This is a genomic window from Roseateles sp. GW823-FHT07B05 (assembly GCF_058794515.1).
Window position 1 is genome coordinate 165,767 of the sequence record NZ_JBXAGX010000010.1, and the last position, 17,170, is coordinate 182,936.

Sequence of the window (17,170 nt, forward strand, 5' to 3'; positions counted from 1 at the left end):
GCATTTGTGGGCCAGGCAGGCGCGAGGCGGCTGGAAGTGCTGCATGGCGGACGGCCTGCAGGCAGCCCGGCCCGCTTCTTTCACGACAGGGGTGACGCGACGGACCTCGAGGCTGTCCCCCTCGGGCGGCTCAGGAGAACTGCTTCCAGAGCTCGGTGTCGAGGAGCCAGGGGCTGATCCGGCTGGCCTCGAGCCGGATTTCCTCAAAGTCGGTCACCTCGGCCAGCAGCTTGTGCTTCGTACCTGAGTTGTCAAAGATGTATGCCCGATGTGCCACCTTGCAGGCCTCGGTCATCAGGGCGATGGAGCGGTGGTACCTGCTGATCACGAGCTCGTCCTTCACGGGGTGTCCCCCCTGCAGGACGCGCCGGTGCACACGGTCGATGTTGATCGTCGGGTCGTCGGTGGCGACAAAGTAGAGGTACACGCGGTAGCCACGTTCCCTCGCCTGCCGCATGAAGTCGATCTTGGACGGGTGTGACATCACGGTCTCGAACGTGAACGTCTGGCCCTCCTCCAGCAGTTGCTGGCGGACGGCATCTGCAAGCGACGCCGCCAGGTAGGAGTCGTAGGGTCCGGGCACCCGCAGCCGCCCTGCGTCGTCGAGAGTCATGCCAACCAACAGGGCCTGCAGGTCCAGCCGCTTCTCCAGTCCGAAGGTCTTCAGGCTGTTCTTGATGCGGTGGAGCACCGCCACCGGCTTGCCACTGACGCCGAGGCCGCGCAAGTTCAGCCCTCCGGAGGCAACCATGTCGCGCTCCATCTCGTCGGCGTTCACGAAGACGCCAATCCACTGGGGCTTCAGGTCGGATTTGATCGTGCTCTTGCCCGATCCGTTCGGACCGGCGAGAACCCGAAGTCGAGGCTGCGCGGGCTGTGCCGCCGGCGCTTGGGGCAGCTTTGCGGCCCTGGCGACCGCCTGCGCGTCAGGCGGCTTCCTTGACACGCCTGAGGACGGTACCGGGCTTGACGCGCTTGCCGACGGACAAGCTCTTGATGACCGTCACGCTCCCATCGCTTTCCCGCTTCACGACCTGTCCATTGCTGGTCTTCACGGTCACCGCACCCGTCTGCTGCAGCGTGGTCCGATAGGCCTCATGCCCGGCCTTGGCCGCCAGCGCCGGAATGCGTCGCTCGACGATCTGCATGCCGCGCTCGGTGAGGGTGTTCCGATTGGTACGGGAGGACATCTTGGGACGTTGAAACCGTTGCATTGAGTTTACCAGCGAGCCTTCTGCCAGATGTGAAGGCCGACAGATTCGACCGCGCTGACTCCTAAAGACCCTTCACCTTGTAGACACCGCAGCCCACCAGCAGATCGCCCGGCAGCGGCAGCACGAAGGACACCTTGTCGTTGACGACGCCGGTGCCCGGGTGGACGGTCTGGTAGTCCACCCAGCCACCGCCAGCGTCGGTGCGCACGAAGCCCTCCCGCAGCAGATGCTCCCACTGCAGGCCCTGCACCTGGCGCAGGTGGCCGCCATGCAGGGCGGGATTGGGCCCGAAGGCGGTGAACACGCCCTGGCGGTTGAAGATGAAGATGTACATGTCGCGGTCGAAGAACTCGCCCGCACGGTCCACCATCCGCGGCACGGCGGCGCGCAGGCCATCCCGCTTCACCAGCGCGACAGCCCGCTCGACGAGGCGGCGCGCCTCGTCCGCGGTGCCTTGGCGCAGTCGCACGGTCCGCGCGACGCTGGACAGCTCCTCGGTGCGTTCGCCCAGTTCTCGCGCCGCACGCGCAGAGTCGGCCACCATCGCCGCATTGCGTTGCGTCAGCGTGTTGGCGCCCTGCACCGCCTCGGCCAGCGCCTCGAGCCCGGTGGCCTGTGACGCGCTGCCATCCGCCATCTCGCCAACGCGGCTGCTCAGTTCTCGCACACCGCCAACGATGTCCGTCAGCGTCTGCCCCAGCGTCTCTATGCTGCGCGCTCCCTGCTCCACCTGCTCGGCGGACTGCGCGATCAGCCGCTTCACCTGGGCCGCCGACGCCGCGCTGCGCTGTGCCAGCGCGCGCACCTCGCTGGCCACGACCGCGAAGCCGCGACCCTGCTCGCCGGCCCGTGCCGCCTCCACGGCGGCGTTCAGCGCCAGGATGTTGGTCTGGAAGGCGATGCTGTCGATGACGGCGATGATCTCGCCCATCTCGCGCGAGCTCATCTCGATCTGGCGCACCTGCCCGACGGCCGACTGCATCAGCGCAGCACCGGACTCCGCCGCTTCGCGGACACGTGTCGACACCTGGTGGGCTGCCTGCGCATGGCGCGCCGTCTCATGCACCTGCTCGCCCAGCGTCTGTACCTGCTGCGAGGCGGCCGCCAATTGCGTCGCCTGCGCGCGGGTGCGCTCATCAAGCTGCCGGGTTCCACTGGCCAGCTCCTGGCCAGCCATCGCGAGGATGCTCGCGTTGTTGCGGATCTGGGCGACCCGGTTCGACAGCGACGCACACATCGCGTTGAAGTGGCGCCCCAGCCCGCCAGAAGCTGTGTCTGCCACGCTGACGGAGAGATCCCCCTGCGCCGCCGCGCTCAGGCCGCCGTCCAATCTGCGACCGTCGACAGGCTCGCCGCGCCACCATTTGCCGCCACCGGGCCTGATCCACCCCATCACCTGCTCCTCGATTGAACTGTCGGGAAAGGAGCGGAAGTGTGCTGGCGTCGATTAGATGTCGACCGATGAAGATCAGAAATTCCGCAAATAATCCTCATCAGAACAGAAATCATCAGATCGGCACAACCAGACGGAAGCGGCGCCGCGCCTTTGGGCTCAGTAGTAGGTCAACGTGACGCTGATGGTGTCGCTGTACGCGCCGGGCACGGCCGTCAGCTGCCGGCCCGGGATGCGGCCGTAGACGTAGAAGTTCTGCGTCGGCGACAGGCCCAGCACGTCCAGCGTCACGCCGGCGTTGACGAGCTGTGACGCGCTGCTGCCATCGCCCCACACGGTGGTGTAGGACGCGTCGGTGTAGAGGTTGTAGGCCAGCAGGTTGGCGCCGCTCTTCATGCGCCGGCTGGCGAAGCTGCCGCTGTTGCCGGCGCTGATGCCGATGTTGAACGGGATCAGCAGCCCCGCCACGCCGCCACAGCTGACCTTCACGCTGCCCGTGGAGTCGGTGTTGCCGAAGGCAAGCGGGCTGTAGCTGCCGAACGCGACGTTGGTGGTGGTGACGCCGCAGCTGCAGACGGCCGGCAGGCACAGCGCGTGCGCCGCGTCGGCGAGCAGCAGGGGCAGCAGTGCGAGCAGTCGTGGAGTCATGGCGTCACCGGCAGATCAGGGTGCCCAGGTCGGGCAGATCATCGCCGCTGCCGGGCGGCAATGTGAAGTCGAAGTGGCAGCCACGCTCGCCGCCGTCGTGCCAGCGCGCCTGCACACGGTTGACGCCGTCGGCCAGGCCGGCCAGGTAGGCGCGGCCGCCCAGGCCCACGGGGAAGCTGCGAGGCTGGCCCGCCAGCTGCAGCTGCGCACCGGGCGGCAGCGGGCCGCTAGCGGCGTCCAGCACGCGCAGGCTGGCCGCGCGCCCCTGCTGCACCGGGAAACTGATGCGCGCCGCGCTGCGGGCGGCGGGCGTGATCTGTATCTCCAGCGCCTGCAGTTCGGCGTCCATGGGCAGGTCGTCCGCGCGGATGCCGATGCGGTTGGGCTGGTAGCCGCGCAGCCCGGTCACGAAGGCGCGGCCACGGCGGTCCGTCGTCGCGACGTCCTGGTTGTCATGCGTGACGCGCACGCCAGGCCGGCCGCCCACGTCGACGATGGCGATGCCGCCCTCCACGCGACGACCAGCGAACAGGCTGAGGTCCAGCCACGCGACACCGCCGCTGGCGCCCACGCGGCTTTCCACCAGCCCGTTGCGGCGCGCCACGCCGCCGTTGAGCACCGCCATGTCGCCCTGCCACTGCGCCTGCGCGAGCTGGTGGCCGTCGCTGCCGGCCAGCAGCTGCACGCCCAGCCCGGTGCCCGGCGCCGGGTTGCGCTGGAACTGGGCCTGCACGACCGTCTCCTGTCCGCCGTCCAGCCGCGGCTGGCGCTGCACGGCCACCCCCACGCCCTGGCGGGCATCGAGCGCGTGGCTCCACGTCAGCCCCAGCGAGGTGCCGCTGCCGCCACGGCCCAGGTCGCGCAGCACGATGAGCCCGAGATAGCCCCAGCGGCCCAGATCGCGGCTGTAGTTGAGCTGGGCCAGTCGGCTTTCCACCGTCCCACCCCGCTGCAGCGCCAGGCTGGCGCCCAGCGCATGCCCGCGCCAGGAGGAGCCCAGCGCCGCCGTCAGCACGGTGCGCGGCGCGCGGCCCTCGGCCTGGCCGATCTGGCGGAAGCCCGCGCTGGCCTGGCGCCACTGCACGCTGCCGCTCCAGTCGCGAGCCTGGCGGTCCAGCCCGGCCTGCAGCATCCAGCCGGCGCCCTGGCCCTGCGCGTGGCTGGCCACCAGCGACGCGCTGGCCGTGCCCAGCCGGGGCTGCAGCCACCAGCCGGTGGCGCCCACGGCCTGCTGGCGGCTGCTGGCCTCCACGCGCAGCTCGCGCGTGAAGCGCTCCGTCACGCCGCGCCGCTCGGTGACGCTGGCCACCGCCCGGCCGTAGCGGTTGCTGGCCAGGCCGTAGTCCTCGCGCTCGGCGCCCACGTCGACACTGACAGCGCTGAGGCCCGGCTTGAGCAGCGCGGGGCTCACGTAGTAGGGCGTGACGACCACCTGCTCGCGCCCCAGCAGGTCGCGCACGACGGTGCGTATCTCGCCCTGGCCGGTGACGACCGGCAGCTCGCTGAGGTCGAACGGCCCGGCCTGCAGCCGGCTCTGCAGCCGCTGGCTGTTGTTGACGTAGACGTCCAGCGTGCTGGGCAACGCGGCCTCGCCGCGCAGCGTGGGCAGCGGAAAGCTCAGGAAGCCGGGCTGCAGCGAGAAATCGGTGCCCCACTGCACGCCACCGTAGCGCAGCGCCCTGCCCCAGGCGCCGGCCTGGCTGACGGCGTCGCCCACGCGCAGCCGCGCCAGCCGCTGCGGGTCGTCGCGCTGCCAGCGCGTGTCCAGCCGCACGCCGCGACCGCGGCTGCGCGCCAGGCCCGTGCTGCTGACATCGCCCAGCGGGCCCAGCAGCCCCACTTCCCACAGCGCATCGGCCGTGCCCTGGCCGCGCGTGCGCGTCTGCCACTGCGCGTCGTAGTTCAGGAACGGCGCCCAGGCCGAGGGCTGCGTCACGCGCGGCAGGCCGGGCGTCAGGTCCACACGCTGGCCCACGAAGGCCTGGGCCGGCGCGTCCACCTCCAGCGTCTGGCTGGTCTCGTCGATGTGCCAGCGCAGCGGGCCCACGGTGGCCAGCAGCACATGCTGCTCGCCGTCGATGACGCGCACGCCGCTGGTGGGGATGCGCAGGTTGAGTTCGTCCCAGGCGGTCTGCGGGATGGCCAGCCCGTCGCTGAGCCGCACCGCGCGCAGCATGCCGTCCTGCGGCACGCCGTTGACCTTCAGCGCCAGGAGCAGCGTCTCGCCCCAGTTCACGCGGCCCTCGGGGCGAGCGGGCTCGGCGGGCGAGGCGGCCATGACGGCGCTTGCGCCCGCCAGCAGCGCGGCCAGGCCCAGGCGGCCGACACGACCGATCAGGCCGGGCGCCCCGGTCACGTCAGTTCAGCGCCACCATCTGCAGGCCCTGGTCGGTCTGCACCTGCACCTGCGTGGCCTGCGCCGCGGCGGGCAGCCGGAAGGTGCGCTGCTCGCCGGGGAAGATGACCGCGTGGCTGCCCTTCTGGGCCAGCGATGCCAGCGGCTGGCCGGCGTCGCCATGCAGCCGCAGCTCGGCCACCTTCAGGTGCACGTTGCCGGTGTTGGCCACCTGTGCCAGCACCTCGCCGCCGGCGCCGCGGCTGACCTGCCACTGCTCGCTGCGCCGCACCTGGGCCGGCGCCACATAGACCGGCACCCGCAGCGCCACCAGCACGCGCACGCTGCCGGCCACGTTCAGCGCGTCCGACGGGCGCGGCATGGGCACCTCGCGCAGCACGATGCGGTAGGTGGCCTCCTGCTCCAGCTGATGCGTGCGGCGCAGGCCCAGGCGCAGCACCTGCGTCTGGCCCGGCTGCACGGTGAACACAGGCGGGTTGACGATGAGATCGTTGGTGGGCCCGTCCACGTCCAGGCCGGCGACACGGGTCCAGGCGATGGCCTCGGCCTGCATCAGCACCGACTCCTGGCCGTTGTTCTGCACCTGCACGGTGGCGCGGTCGTTGGCGCGGTCAAGCTTGACCGCGACGGGCATCAGCGTCACGTCGGCGGCGCGCACGGCGAACGACCACAGGCTGACCAGCAGGCACAGGGCCAGACGTTCAACGAAGCGCTGCATGCCTAACCTCCTTCAATAGCTGACCGTGACGGTCACGGTGTCTGTGTAGCTGCCCGGCACGACGTTGGCAAGTGACGGCAGGCGGCCGTAGATGGTCAGCGTCTGCGCGCTGCCCGTGCCTGTGCCGGCAGACGTGCTGCTGCTGGACGTGCCGTCGCCCCACACCGTGGCACGGCCGGCGTCCAGGTACAGCTGGTAGCCCAGCGTGTTGCTGCCGCTCTTCATCAGCCGCGCGCCGAAGTTGGACGCGCCGCCGGCGTTGACGCCGGCGTTCAGCGACACCGTGTACGGCGTCGTGTTGGTGCACTGCACGCTGAGCGTGGACGTCGCGTCCAGCGGCGTCGCGGCGGCCAGCGGGTCGATGCTGGCGCCGAAGTTCAGCGTCGTGCCGGACACCGTGCAGGCGCTGGTGACGGTGGCCGTCACCTGGAAACTGTTGCCGGCGGTGCCCGCCTGGGCCAGCAGCGGCAGCAGGGTGGCCAGCAGCAGGGACAGTGTCTTGGTCATGTCGTTGTCTCCCTTGAGAAAAAGCGTCAGAGGGCGCCGAAGGCCGTGGCCTCGGCCAGCGTGAGCAGCGCGCGCGGCGAGATGGCGTCGGCCGGGAACAGCGCCATGCCGATCTCCATGCCCAGCACGTAGTCCGTGCCCGCGTGGCTAAACGGTTCGGCCAGCAGCGCCGCCAGGCTGCGCGCATGCGTGGCAGCCTGCTCGGCGTGGTCCAGGTGCGTCAGCACGACGGCGAACCGGTCGGCCGCGCTTCTCGCCACGATGTCGGCGTCGCCGCTGGCCTCGCGCAGCCGCAGCGCCACCTGCCGGGCCAACGCGTCCGCCACGTCCCGCGGCAGCTGGGCCAGGCCGGCCAGGCGCAGCACGTAGACCGCCAGCTCCACGCCGTCTTCGGTGGCGGCGCGCGCAGCCTGATCCAGCCGCTCATGCAGCGCCGCCTGGCTGAACAGGCCGGTGAGGCCGTCGCGCAGCTGGGCGGCGGGACGGTCCTCCCGGTCGCCGGGACGGCTAGCGGCCAGATCCACCAGGTCGCCGAACAGCGTTTCCAGGCCGCTGGCCTTGTCGTAGAAGCCGTCGGCGCCAGCGTCCAGGCAGGCGCGGCGGTAGGCATCCAGGTCCTGGGCGGTCAGTACCGCGATGCGCCCGGTAAAGCCGGCGCGGCGCAGCTGACCCACCAGGCCCAGGCCTGAGCCGTTGGCCAGGGACAGGTCCAGCAGCACGACATCGGGCTGGGTCCACTTGATCAGCGCCAGCGCCTGGCGTTCGCCCGCAGCCTCGCCGACGACGCGCATGCCCGGCAGGGTTTCCAGTCGGCGCACCAGCAGGCGGCGGATGGACACGGAGTCTTCGACGAGGAATATGTTCATGGCCGCCATCGTCTCGCCGCGGCAGCCCAGGTGGCAGCGGGGGATGCCGGCGTCGCGCCAGCGGCGTTGCCGCGACCTCGTGTAGGTGAGTTGCCTACACGCCGTCATAACTCGTTAGACGTCGGTCAGCCCGTGGTGCACGCAGTACTTGGTCAGCTCGGTGTTGTTGGCCCAGCCGGTCTTCTCCAGGATGCGCGCGCGGTAGCTGCCCACGGTCTTCACCGACAGGTGCATGGTCTCGGCGATCTGAGCCGGCGCCTGGCCTGCGGCGATCAGCAGCATGACGCGGTGCTCCTGCGTGGACAGCTGCTCGTGCGGCAGCGCCTGCGGCGCCTTGCCGCTGAGCAGGCCCAGCAGATGGTCGGCCATGGAAGACGTGACGTAGCGCCCGCCCTCGGCCAGCCGGCGCAGTGCGACGCGCAGCTCGTCGGGCGCGCGGTCCTTGGGCAGGTAGCCGCTGGCGCCCATCTGCATCAGCCGTGCCGCGTAGGCCGCCTCGGCGTTCAGGCTCAGCACCAGCAGCGGCACGCCGGGCAGCACGCGCAGCAGCCGGCTGGCGCCCTCGGTGCCCTGGGCGTCGGGCAGCGACAGGTCCAGCGTGACGAGGCCCGGCCGGGCCGCGGCGATGCACTGCAGCGCCTCGGCGATGGAGGCGGCCTCGTCGACGTGCGCGTCGGGCCATTCCTGCCGCACCAGCTGGACGATGCCCATGCGCATCAGCGGATGGTCATCGACGATGAGCACTCTCATAACCAGGCCTCCTCCTCTTCGCCGCCTCTGGCGGTCTCCTTCACCTGCAAGGGCAGCCACACCCCCACGCGGGTGCCGCCACCGGGCGCCGGACCGAACTCGAAGCTGCCGCCCGCCAGGGCCGACCGTTCACGCATGCCGCACAGACCCGACGCGTCGGCCCGCACATCACCAGGCCCCTGGCCGTTGTCGCAGATCTCCAGCAGGTAGCCGTCCACGCCGCCTTGCTGCCAGGGTTGCCCCGTCACGCGCAGCGCACTGGCACGCGCATGGCGCAGCACGTTCGTGCAGGCCTCCTGCACGATGCGGAACAGCGGGTTGGCCTGCTCCGGCGCCAGCGCATCCCCGGCATCCAGCGTCAGGGTGGTCGTCAGGCCGGACTGGCGCTGCAACGTCTGCAGGTAGTGCCCCAGCGCCGCCTCCAGGCCCAGCTCGTCGAGCAGCGGCGGGCGCAGCGCTGCGGAGATCTGCCGCGCGGAGCGGATGGCTTCCTCGGCCAAGTCCTGCAGCTCGTCCACCAGCGGCTCGCTGCGCGGAGCCAGCTTGCTCCTCAGCGCCAGCGTCAGCATCTTGATGGCGGTGCCGACCTGGCCGAACTGGTCGTGCACCTCGCGGGCCAGGCGCCGCCGCTCGGCTTCCACACCGCGCTCCAGCTCGACGGCGAAGCTTCGGATGCGCCCCAGCGCCCGCTGAAGTTCCTCCGTGCGCTGGGCCACCTGGGCTTCCAGCGTCGCGTTGGCCTCGCGCAGGCTGGCCTCGGCGGTGTCGCGCAACCGGCGCTCACGGAACATCAGCGCCAGCGAGAAGGCCAGCGCCACAATGCCTGCGCCCAGCAGCAGCCGCCCCAGGCGCGACGTGCGCTGCTGCACGTCCAGGCTCGCCCGGTCGGCGGCGGCAACGCGCTGCTGCTGGTCCTGGCTGAGCTGGTCGATCTCAAAGCGCAGGTCATCCATGACGCGCTTGCCCTCCGCGTAGGCACCCAGGTCACGCATGACGGCATCGCCGCTGGACATGCGCCGCGCGATGGTCACGCGGGCCTGCTCCAGCCGCTGCCGGATCAGGTGGTCAAGTCGCTGCAGCGACAGGGCCGCCGCCCCCGCGCGGGCCAGCCGTTCGCGCAGGCCGGCATTGAGCTGACCCAGCTCCAGCAATGCCTCCTCGTAGGGGCGCAGATAGGGCAGCTGACCGGTAATGATGAAGCCGCGCTGGCCGGTCTCGATGTCCAGCAGCAACGTCTTGAGCCGCTGGAGGTCGGCCTCCGTGCGCATCGCCTCGCTGCGCTCGGTGTCGCGCACGAGCAACTCCGCCAGGCTGCGCGACGTGCCCAAGGCGGTGCCCACGAAGGCCAGGACGGCGACCAGCAGCAGACTTAGCGGAAGCCAGGAATAGCGCATCTCTTGACCGGCGGCACGAGGTCCGGGGGACCGGGTCCCTCGCCAGGCGAGCCACGCCGGCACGGGAGTCCCGCCTAGGCTATGGCCCGGGCCGTGAAAACGCAAGAACCGGGCTTGCCACGCTTGACGGGCCGGTTAGGCCACCCGCAGGCGCTAGAACAGCTCGACGTCGCTGAGCTGCGTGGCTTCCTGGATCACGCCGCTGGCCACCAGCGCCGCGTAGTTGTGCACCTGGTTGCGGCCATGCGCCTTGGCGTGATAGACGGCCTTGTCGGCCCGCTCGAAGGCGGCCGCCGGCGCATCGCCCGCGCGCACCTCGGTGAATCCGATGCTGACCGTGATGCGGCCCACCTGCGGGAACGCGTAGCGCTCGGTGTTCAGCCGCAGCCGCTCGAAGGCCTCGCCGGCGTGGGCTTCCTCGTCGCAGCGCATCAGCACGACGAACTCCTCGCCGCCGAAGCGATACAGCAGGTCGTGGAAGCGGAATGAGCCGCGCATGAGGCGCGACAACAGCAGCAGCACCTCGTCGCCGATCAGGTGGCCGAAGCGGTCGTTGACGGACTTGAAGTGGTCGATGTCGATGACGCCCAGCACGTAGTGCGTCGTGGCCGCCTCGTGCCGGCGGTCCTCGGCCTCGTGCTGCACGTCGGGCCGGTGCGGGATCTCGGAGAGCACCTTGAGGAAGCTCTCGTCGAAGGTCTTGCGGTTCAGCAACCCCGTCAGCGTGTCGCGTTCGGAGTAGTCCAGCAGGCCCTGGAAGTTGTGATAGATCCGCAGCACGCTGCTGACCATGCGCTGCGCGGCCGTTCCCAGCCGGCGCGTCGACAGGATCTCGATGACGCCGATGACGTCGCGGTCCGTCGCGATGGGGAACAGGTACAGCCACTGGCCGCCCTGCGCCACCTGCGTGACGCTGCGGCTGCGCATGGCCTCCAGCCGCAGCGGATGCTCCGCGGACACCGGCAGCGCCTCGGGCTTGGCCCACAGCGGGTCGGCCGATGCGACGGCGTCACCCGCACGCAGGTGCGCACGGGTGAGCCAGCGCTCGTTGCCGGGCTCGCCCACGAGCCGGTAGATGGCCGCCGACTCGGGTTCGAGCAGGTCACGCAGCGCCATGACCAGCGTGACGTCCATGACGTCACGGTCACGGAAGCCCGTCAGCTCGGCAAGATGGTCGACTACCTGGGACATGACGTCAGGCTACCACCGCGGCCCGCGTGTATTGGCGAATCAGGCCAAGCAGTTGCTCTTCGTCATAGGGCTTGCCGAGGTAGTGGTCCACGCCCAGCTGAGCGGCATAGTCGCGGTGCTTCTGTGCGATGCGGGACGTGATCATGATGACTGGCAGGCCTGCCAGACGCGTGTCCGCACGCATGTTGCGCACCAGGTCGAAGCCGTCCATGCGCGGCATCTCGATGTCCGACAGCACGACCGACGGCAGCTCGTCCGCCGACAGCTTCTCCATCGCATCCAGGCCGTCCTTGGCCAGCGTGACGCGGAAGCCCACGCGCTCCAGCAGACGCTGGGTCACGCGGCGCACGGTCAGCGAGTCGTCGACCACCAGCACCAGCGGCGCCTGCACGACGTCGTCGAACACCGGCACGACCGGGGTCGGCGTGTCGGCTTGCGCATGGACGGCGGCCAGGCGGGCCTGCGCATCGGCGCCATACCAGTCGGCGAGCGCCACGACGTTGTAGATCAGCGCCACGTCGCCCGAGGCCAACAGGCTGATGCCCGCCAGGCCCGGCACGCGGTTCAGCTGCGCGCCGAGGTTCTTGACGACGACTTCCTGGTTGCCCACGACTTCGTCCACGTGCAGCGCCAGTGACGCCTGCGCGCTGCGCACCAGCACGACCGGCGCATGCTTGCCGTGCGTGTGGCCGCGGCCCGCGTGGCCCAGCAGGCCACCCAGCCAGTAGAACGGCAGCTCGACGCCGCCGTGCTGCAGCTTGCCGGTGGCGTAGGCCGCCTCGACAGCTTCCACCGGCACGCGCTGCACGGACTGCATCAGCGCCGCAGGCACGGCCACCGTCTGCTCGCCGCTCTTCAGCAGCACGATCTGCGTCAGCGCGGTGGTCAGCGGCAGGCGCAGCAGGAAGCTGGTGCCCTGGCCCACCGTCGAGGCGGTCTCGATGCTGCCGCCCAGCGTGCCGACTTCGGCGCGCACGACGTCCATGCCGATGCCCCGGCCGCTGAGCTCGGTGATCTGGCTGGCCGTGGAGAAGCCCGGCGCGAAGATCAGCCGCTTGAGCTGGGCCTCGTCGGGCTCGGCGTCGGCCGAGATCAGGCCCAGCTGCAGGCCGCGCTCGCGGATGCGGGCGAGGTTCAGGCCGGCACCGTCGTCAGCGAAGTTCAGCCGCACTTCGTTGCCATGCTGGCTGACCTCGATGCGCAGCGTGCCGGTGGCGTCCTTGCCCGCCGACGTGCGCACGTCCGGCATCTCGATGCCGTGGGCCACGCTGTTGCGCAGCAAGTGCTCGAAGGCACCTGCCGTACGTTCCAGCACCGAGCGGTCCAGCTCGGTCTGGCCGCCGCTGATCTCCAGCTTGACCTGCTTGCCGGCATCGCGCGCCGCCTGCCGCACGACGCGGTGCATGCGCTCGCCGATGCTGTCGAAGTCGACCAGGCGCGTGCGCAGCAGGTCGTCCTGCAGCTCGCGCGTCAGCCGCGACTGGGCGGCCAGCTCGTCTTCGCCGGACTGCACGTTGCGCGTCAGCGTGCGCTGCAACGTGGCCACGTCGCCGACCGACTCGGTCAGCATGCGGGTCAGTTCCTGGAAGCGGGTGTAGCGGTCGAACTCCAGCGGGTCGAACTCGCGGCCGCCCTGCTGCGCCGCTTCCTGCTGCGCGTGCATCTGCGCCTCGGCCTGCAGGTCCAGTTCGCGCAGCTGGGTGCGCAGGCGCTCCAGGTTGTCGTCCAGGTCGAGCAGCGCGCCCTTCATCTGGACAAGCTCGGACTCCATCCGCGCACGGCGGATGCTGACCTCGCCGGCCTGCGTGGCCATGCGCTCCAGCAGGCTGCCGCGCACGCGCACCAGGGCCTGGCCGATGGCCAGGTTGTCGCTGCCCGGCTCCACTTCGGCCTCGCCGGCGAAGCGGCTCCAGTCGATCTCGCGGGACGGCTCGGCCGATGCCTCCTCGACCGGGGCCGGCTGGGCGAAGCGCGCCAGCGGCTCGGGGCGGGATTCCGGCTCGGGCAACGGCTCGGGTGCAGCGACCGGTACCGGTGCCACCACGGGTGCGGCAACGGCAGCCGGCGCGTTCAGGCTGCGGCCCAGCGCTTCGAAGGCATGCTCCAGCGCGTCGCCGTCGTGCTGCAGCGCCTCGACCTGGCTGTAGTCGGCCGTGCCGGCGCGCAACAGCGCCTCGACGCCCGACTCCAGCTGGTGGGCCTGCTCGCCCAGGCGCATCGCGCCGGCGAGGCGGGCGCCGCCCTTGAAGGTGTGCAGCGCACGCATGCAGGCGTCGGAGCGCGCCAGGTCGGCCGGCTCGGCCAGCCAGTCGCGCAGCGCGGCGTGCAGTTGCTGCAACAGGTCGCGCCCCTCTTCCTCGAAGATCGGGAAGAGCTCGGGCTCGATGGCGTCCGGCAGACCGGGCTCGGGCTCGGGTTCTGCCAGCAGCGCGGCCGGCTCGACGGGATCGTGCAACACGTCCGCCAGCGCGGCGGCGACGGTGACGTCGGGTTCCGCTTCAGGTTCTGGCTGCGGCTCGGGCAGCGGCTCGGGCTCGGCCACCGATTCGAGTTCCGCTGCGGGTTCCGGCGCATGCTCGATGACCGGCTCCGGTTCCGGCAGCGCCGCGGCCACGGTGACCTGCGCATCGGGCATCGGCTCGACGACGAGGTCGGCCGCCACGGTGTCGGTGTCGGCGGCGTACAGCGAGGCCAGGCGCGGCTCGTCCAGCGGCGCGGCGGCAGTCAGCGGCTCTTCCTGCGGCTGGTAGGCGTGCAGGCGGGCGATGACGTCAGGGTCGTGCGGCTTCAGGAAGCCGGCAGCGAACTGGTGCAGCAGCACGCGGATGTCGTCCGCGGCGCGCAGGAACAGCTCGGCATCCTCCGCCTCGTAGGCGACGGCGCGCTGGGCGCGGCCCAGCGCATGCTCCAGCTCGCGGGCGAGGCTGCACAGATCTTCATAGCCCACCGTGCCGGCGTTGCCCGCCAGCGCATGGGCCTGCACCTCGCAGCTCTGCGGCACCGGCGGCGTGCGCTCGACGGCCCACTCGGCCAGGCCCACGGCCAGCTTGCGCGACAGCTCGTCGGCCTCGTTGAGGAAGATGTTGAACAGCGCGATGCTGATGCGCAGCGGGCCGATGACCTTGTAGCCCTCGTCCAGGTCGGCCAGCAGCGGCTCCGGCTCGGGCTCCGGGGCGGGCACGACGGTCAGCAGGGGCTGCGGCACGGGGTCGTGCGCATGCTCAGGCTCGTGGTCGGGCGGCAGCGTGGGCTCGAAATCGGGCTCGTCAAGCGCCAGCGCCGACAGCGCCAGCGTCTGTTCCTCGGGCTGCACCGGCACCTCGCCATCGGGCAGCGGCTGGGCCTCGATGACCAGCGGCTCGTCCTGCGCCAGCTCCAGCCGGAAGTTGGCCAGCGTCTGCTCCTCCGACGGCGGCACCGGCAGGAGCTCCGGCAGCGGCATCGGCTCGGTGGGCTCGTGGTGGAACTCGACGTGCGCGGCGGGCGCTCCCAGGTCCAGCGTGGGCTCGTCGTCGGGCAGCGCGGGGGCGGCCTCGGTGACGACGGCGTCGGCCAGGTCCAGCACGAAGTCCGGCGCCAGCGGCGCCTCCTCGGCCGGCGGCGCGGCGAATTCGATGATCTCCGGCGCCGGCAGCGGCGCCGCCTCGGCAGCGAAGTCCACCACTTCCACCGGGGCTTGGGCCTCCAGCGGCAGGTCAACGTCGGGGGCGTCGGCCGGCACGTCTGCAGCGGCCAGCGGCAGGTACTCGCCGTTCAGGCGCAGCGCGTCGGCGCTGCGGCGCAGCGGGTCGGGCAGGCTGGTGCCGGGCTCGTTGCCGGCGATCTGCTCGCGCCAGTGGGCGAAGTAGTCCAGCGCTTCGGTCGTGAAGGTCTGCAGCGCCGTGTCGGCCTGCGGCGTGTGCTCGGCCAGGCGGGCGTTGTAGAGCTGCTCGCAGGCCCAGGCACCTTCGCCGAAGTCGGTCAGGCCCACCATGCGGGCACTGCCCTTGAGCGTGTGGAAGGCACGGCGCACGACGGTGAGCTGGCCGTGGTCGGCCGGCGCGTCGTGCAGCGCGGCCATCGCGGCGCGGGCGTTGGCGATGACCTCGTCGGCCTCTTCCAGGAAGATCTCGCGCATCTCCGGGTCGTCGGCGACGCTGGGCTCCGTCGACGGGGCCGGGGCCGGCGCGGGCGGCGGCGGGGCGACGACCGGTGCCAGTGCGGGCGCCAGCTCGGGCTGGGACAGGTCCAGGTCGGGCAGGCTGAGGTCGGGCAGGTCCAGCGAGGCCAGATCCACGCGCAGTGGCTGCGTGGCCTCGACGTCCAGCGTGCCTTCGAACTCGGGCTCGAGGTCGACGTGGAAGCCGCTGGCCTCGAAGTCGGGCAGCTCGACAGCGCCTTCGCGACGGCCCATGACGGCGTCCAGGCGGCCGGTGGCGTCATCGAACTGGAACATGCGCTTGGCCAGGGCCGGCTGCACGCTCAGCATATCGATGAGGAAACCCAGCGCGCCCAGGTTGGTGGCCAGGCGCTCGAAGACGTCGCGCGCGCCGGGGCGGTTGAAGTCGATCTCGGTGTTGGCCAGGCCGTCGATCTCGTCGCGCATGCGCACGGTCGCGAGCGCGGCTTGATCCAGGCCCAGCACGCTGAGCACACCGCGCATGGCCTGAAGCTGGCCGGGCACGGGGATCAGCAACTCGCGGTGGGTCGGGTCGCGGAAGTACTCGTCGCACTGCTTCTCGACCTCGGACAGGCTGGCGCGCAGTTCGTGCACCACGCTGCCCAGCGTCTGGCGGTCGGAGACGCGACGGTACAGGTCCTCCATCCAGTCTTCCAGCGGCTCGGCCGGCTGGCCGTGCGCCACGGCCTCGACGCGGCGCGCCAGGCGGCGCACGCGCTCGGCCTGTTCGGGCTGGTCGAAGGCAGCGTCTTCCAGCGCGGCTTCCACATAGAGCAGGCTGGTGGCGACTTCCATCGCCAGCGCCGGCGGCGGCGTGGTGCGCGACCGCAGCGTGGCGACGACGGCGCGCTGAAGCGTCTGCGCCAGCACCTCGCCGCTGGGGAACAGGCGGGTCAGCGATTCGGCCAGGCCGGCGAACTGCTCGTCCAGGCTGGTCAGGCGATGCTGGTCGCCCTCGGCGGCGCTGGACCAGCTTTCCTTGGCGGACAGCACGCGGCGCTTGGCCTGCGCGACCCAGGCCGGGTCGATGCGGCCGAGGCTGGCGTCTTCGTAGTCGCCCGAGTGTTCCTCGCTGAGGCGGAAGGCCTCGTGCACGGCCTTCAGGCGCGGGCCGGCGCCCTGCGCCACACGGCACTGGGCGCAGAAGAACAGCAGATCCTGCGCGAGGCGCTCGGACACGTCCGCACGCCCCAGAACGCGCAGTTCATGCAACAGCTTGGAGCCCAGGCGCTTGGTGTAGGCATCGCTGCCCAGCAGCTTCAGCGCCTGACCTTCAAAGACCGCGGCGGCGAGCTGCCACAGCGTGCGGCCCGTGCCGGCCGGCAAGGTGGCGGCGAGGCCGGCGCACAGGCCCGACAGGTTGGCGGCATGGGTCGAGCTGGGCTCGCGCATGTGGCGCAGCAGCGCGGCCTCGAACGGCGCACGCACCGCATCGGGCGAGCGCGGCAGCACGCCCTGCTCCAGCGGGATGCTCCGCCAGGCCCAGTCATAGGCCCAGAGGTCGGCCGGGTGGATGCGTTCCGCGCCGTTGAGCTGCTGCAGCGCGCGGTAGCTGGGGTACAGCGCCAGCGCGGAGGTCTTGTTGCCGGCCAGCAGGCGGGCGACGTAGGCCAGCAGCGCGAAGTCGGCACGCTCGATGACGTCCACCGTGGCGGCCTCGACGTCCAGCGGACGCTCGGCCAGCCGCGCGACGGCGTTCTCGGCGGCACGCAGCACGGCGGCGCCGGCGGGCAGCCCCACCAGCGACAGCACACCGCTGACCTGGTGGAGCTGGGCCGAGGCCTGCTGCAGCGGCACGCTGGGCTGGGCATCAGCGCCGAAGGCCGTGAGCCGGTTGTCGTTGCCATCGCGCACATGGCGGCGCAGGGTCTTGTGCACCGACTCCAGCGAGCGGCGCAGTTCTTCCTGAACCCACGCGAGCGGGCTGAGGTCGGCCGGGAGTTCGGCGTCTCGCAGGGAGCTGTCCATGTCTGC

Annotated in this window: 12 protein-coding genes and 1 pseudogene; all 13 read right to left on the bottom strand. The window is 71.2% G+C overall.

Translation table 11 applies throughout. From position 1 onward, the window contains the following. Positions 1–130 precede the first annotated feature (130 nt). Positions 131–778: an ATPase gene (locus tag AC1Q7O_RS20505; protein ID WP_492657741.1), complete on the bottom strand. Its 648-nt coding sequence runs from the start codon at positions 776–778 to the stop codon at positions 131–133. A gap of 148 nt (positions 779–926) precedes the next feature. After that, entirely contained in the window at positions 927–1,190 is a 264-nt protein-coding gene (locus tag AC1Q7O_RS20510) for a hypothetical protein (RefSeq protein ID WP_492657742.1), read from the bottom strand. An 85-nt stretch (positions 1,191–1,275) separates the two neighbouring features. Next, positions 1,276–1,851: a cache domain-containing protein gene (locus tag AC1Q7O_RS20515; RefSeq protein ID WP_492657781.1), complete on the bottom strand. Its 576-nt coding sequence runs from the start codon at positions 1,849–1,851 to the stop codon at positions 1,276–1,278. Continuing rightward, a pseudogene (locus tag AC1Q7O_RS20520) lies at positions 1,840–2,607 on the bottom strand (methyl-accepting chemotaxis protein); the annotation flags it as partial. The pseudogene AC1Q7O_RS20520 and the gene AC1Q7O_RS20515, both read right to left, overlap by 12 nt. A 159-nt stretch (positions 2,608–2,766) precedes the next feature. After that, positions 2,767–3,255 carry a Csu type fimbrial protein gene (locus tag AC1Q7O_RS20525; RefSeq protein ID WP_492657743.1) on the bottom strand — a complete coding sequence of 163 codons (489 nt, stop codon included), beginning with the start codon at positions 3,253–3,255 and terminating at the stop codon, positions 2,767–2,769. A 4-nt stretch (positions 3,256–3,259) separates the two neighbouring features. Next, positions 3,260–5,611, bottom strand: a complete 2,352-nt coding sequence (locus AC1Q7O_RS20530) for a fimbria/pilus outer membrane usher protein (protein ID WP_492657744.1) — start codon at positions 5,609–5,611, stop codon at positions 3,260–3,262. A gap of 1 nt (position 5,612) precedes the next feature. Further along, entirely contained in the window at positions 5,613–6,329 is a 717-nt protein-coding gene (locus tag AC1Q7O_RS20535; RefSeq protein ID WP_492657745.1) for a fimbrial biogenesis chaperone, read from the bottom strand. A gap of 12 nt (positions 6,330–6,341) precedes the next feature. After that, positions 6,342–6,836: a Csu type fimbrial protein gene (locus AC1Q7O_RS20540; protein WP_492657746.1), complete on the bottom strand. Its 495-nt coding sequence runs from the start codon at positions 6,834–6,836 to the stop codon at positions 6,342–6,344. Positions 6,837–6,862: 26 nt separating this feature from the next. Next, positions 6,863–7,702, bottom strand: a complete 840-nt coding sequence (locus AC1Q7O_RS20545; RefSeq protein ID WP_492657747.1) for a response regulator — start codon at positions 7,700–7,702, stop codon at positions 6,863–6,865. A 114-nt stretch (positions 7,703–7,816) separates the two neighbouring features. Continuing rightward, a complete protein-coding gene (locus AC1Q7O_RS20550) occupies positions 7,817–8,452 on the bottom strand; it encodes a response regulator (RefSeq protein WP_492657748.1) in 636 nt (211 codons plus the stop codon). Further along, on the bottom strand, positions 8,449–9,846 hold the full coding sequence (locus AC1Q7O_RS20555) for a CHASE3 domain-containing protein (RefSeq protein WP_492657749.1): 1,398 nt from the start codon (positions 9,844–9,846) through the stop codon (positions 8,449–8,451). The genes AC1Q7O_RS20550 and AC1Q7O_RS20555 overlap by 4 nt, the downstream gene beginning before the upstream one ends. A 153-nt stretch (positions 9,847–9,999) precedes the next feature. Next, entirely contained in the window at positions 10,000–11,037 is a 1,038-nt protein-coding gene (locus AC1Q7O_RS20560) for a GGDEF domain-containing protein (RefSeq protein WP_492657750.1), read from the bottom strand. A gap of 4 nt (positions 11,038–11,041) precedes the next feature. Beyond that, positions 11,042–17,164 (bottom strand): hybrid sensor histidine kinase/response regulator, encoded by a 6,123-nt coding sequence (locus AC1Q7O_RS20565; protein WP_492657751.1) that lies wholly within the window; start codon positions 17,162–17,164, stop codon positions 11,042–11,044. Positions 17,165–17,170 lie beyond the last annotated feature (6 nt).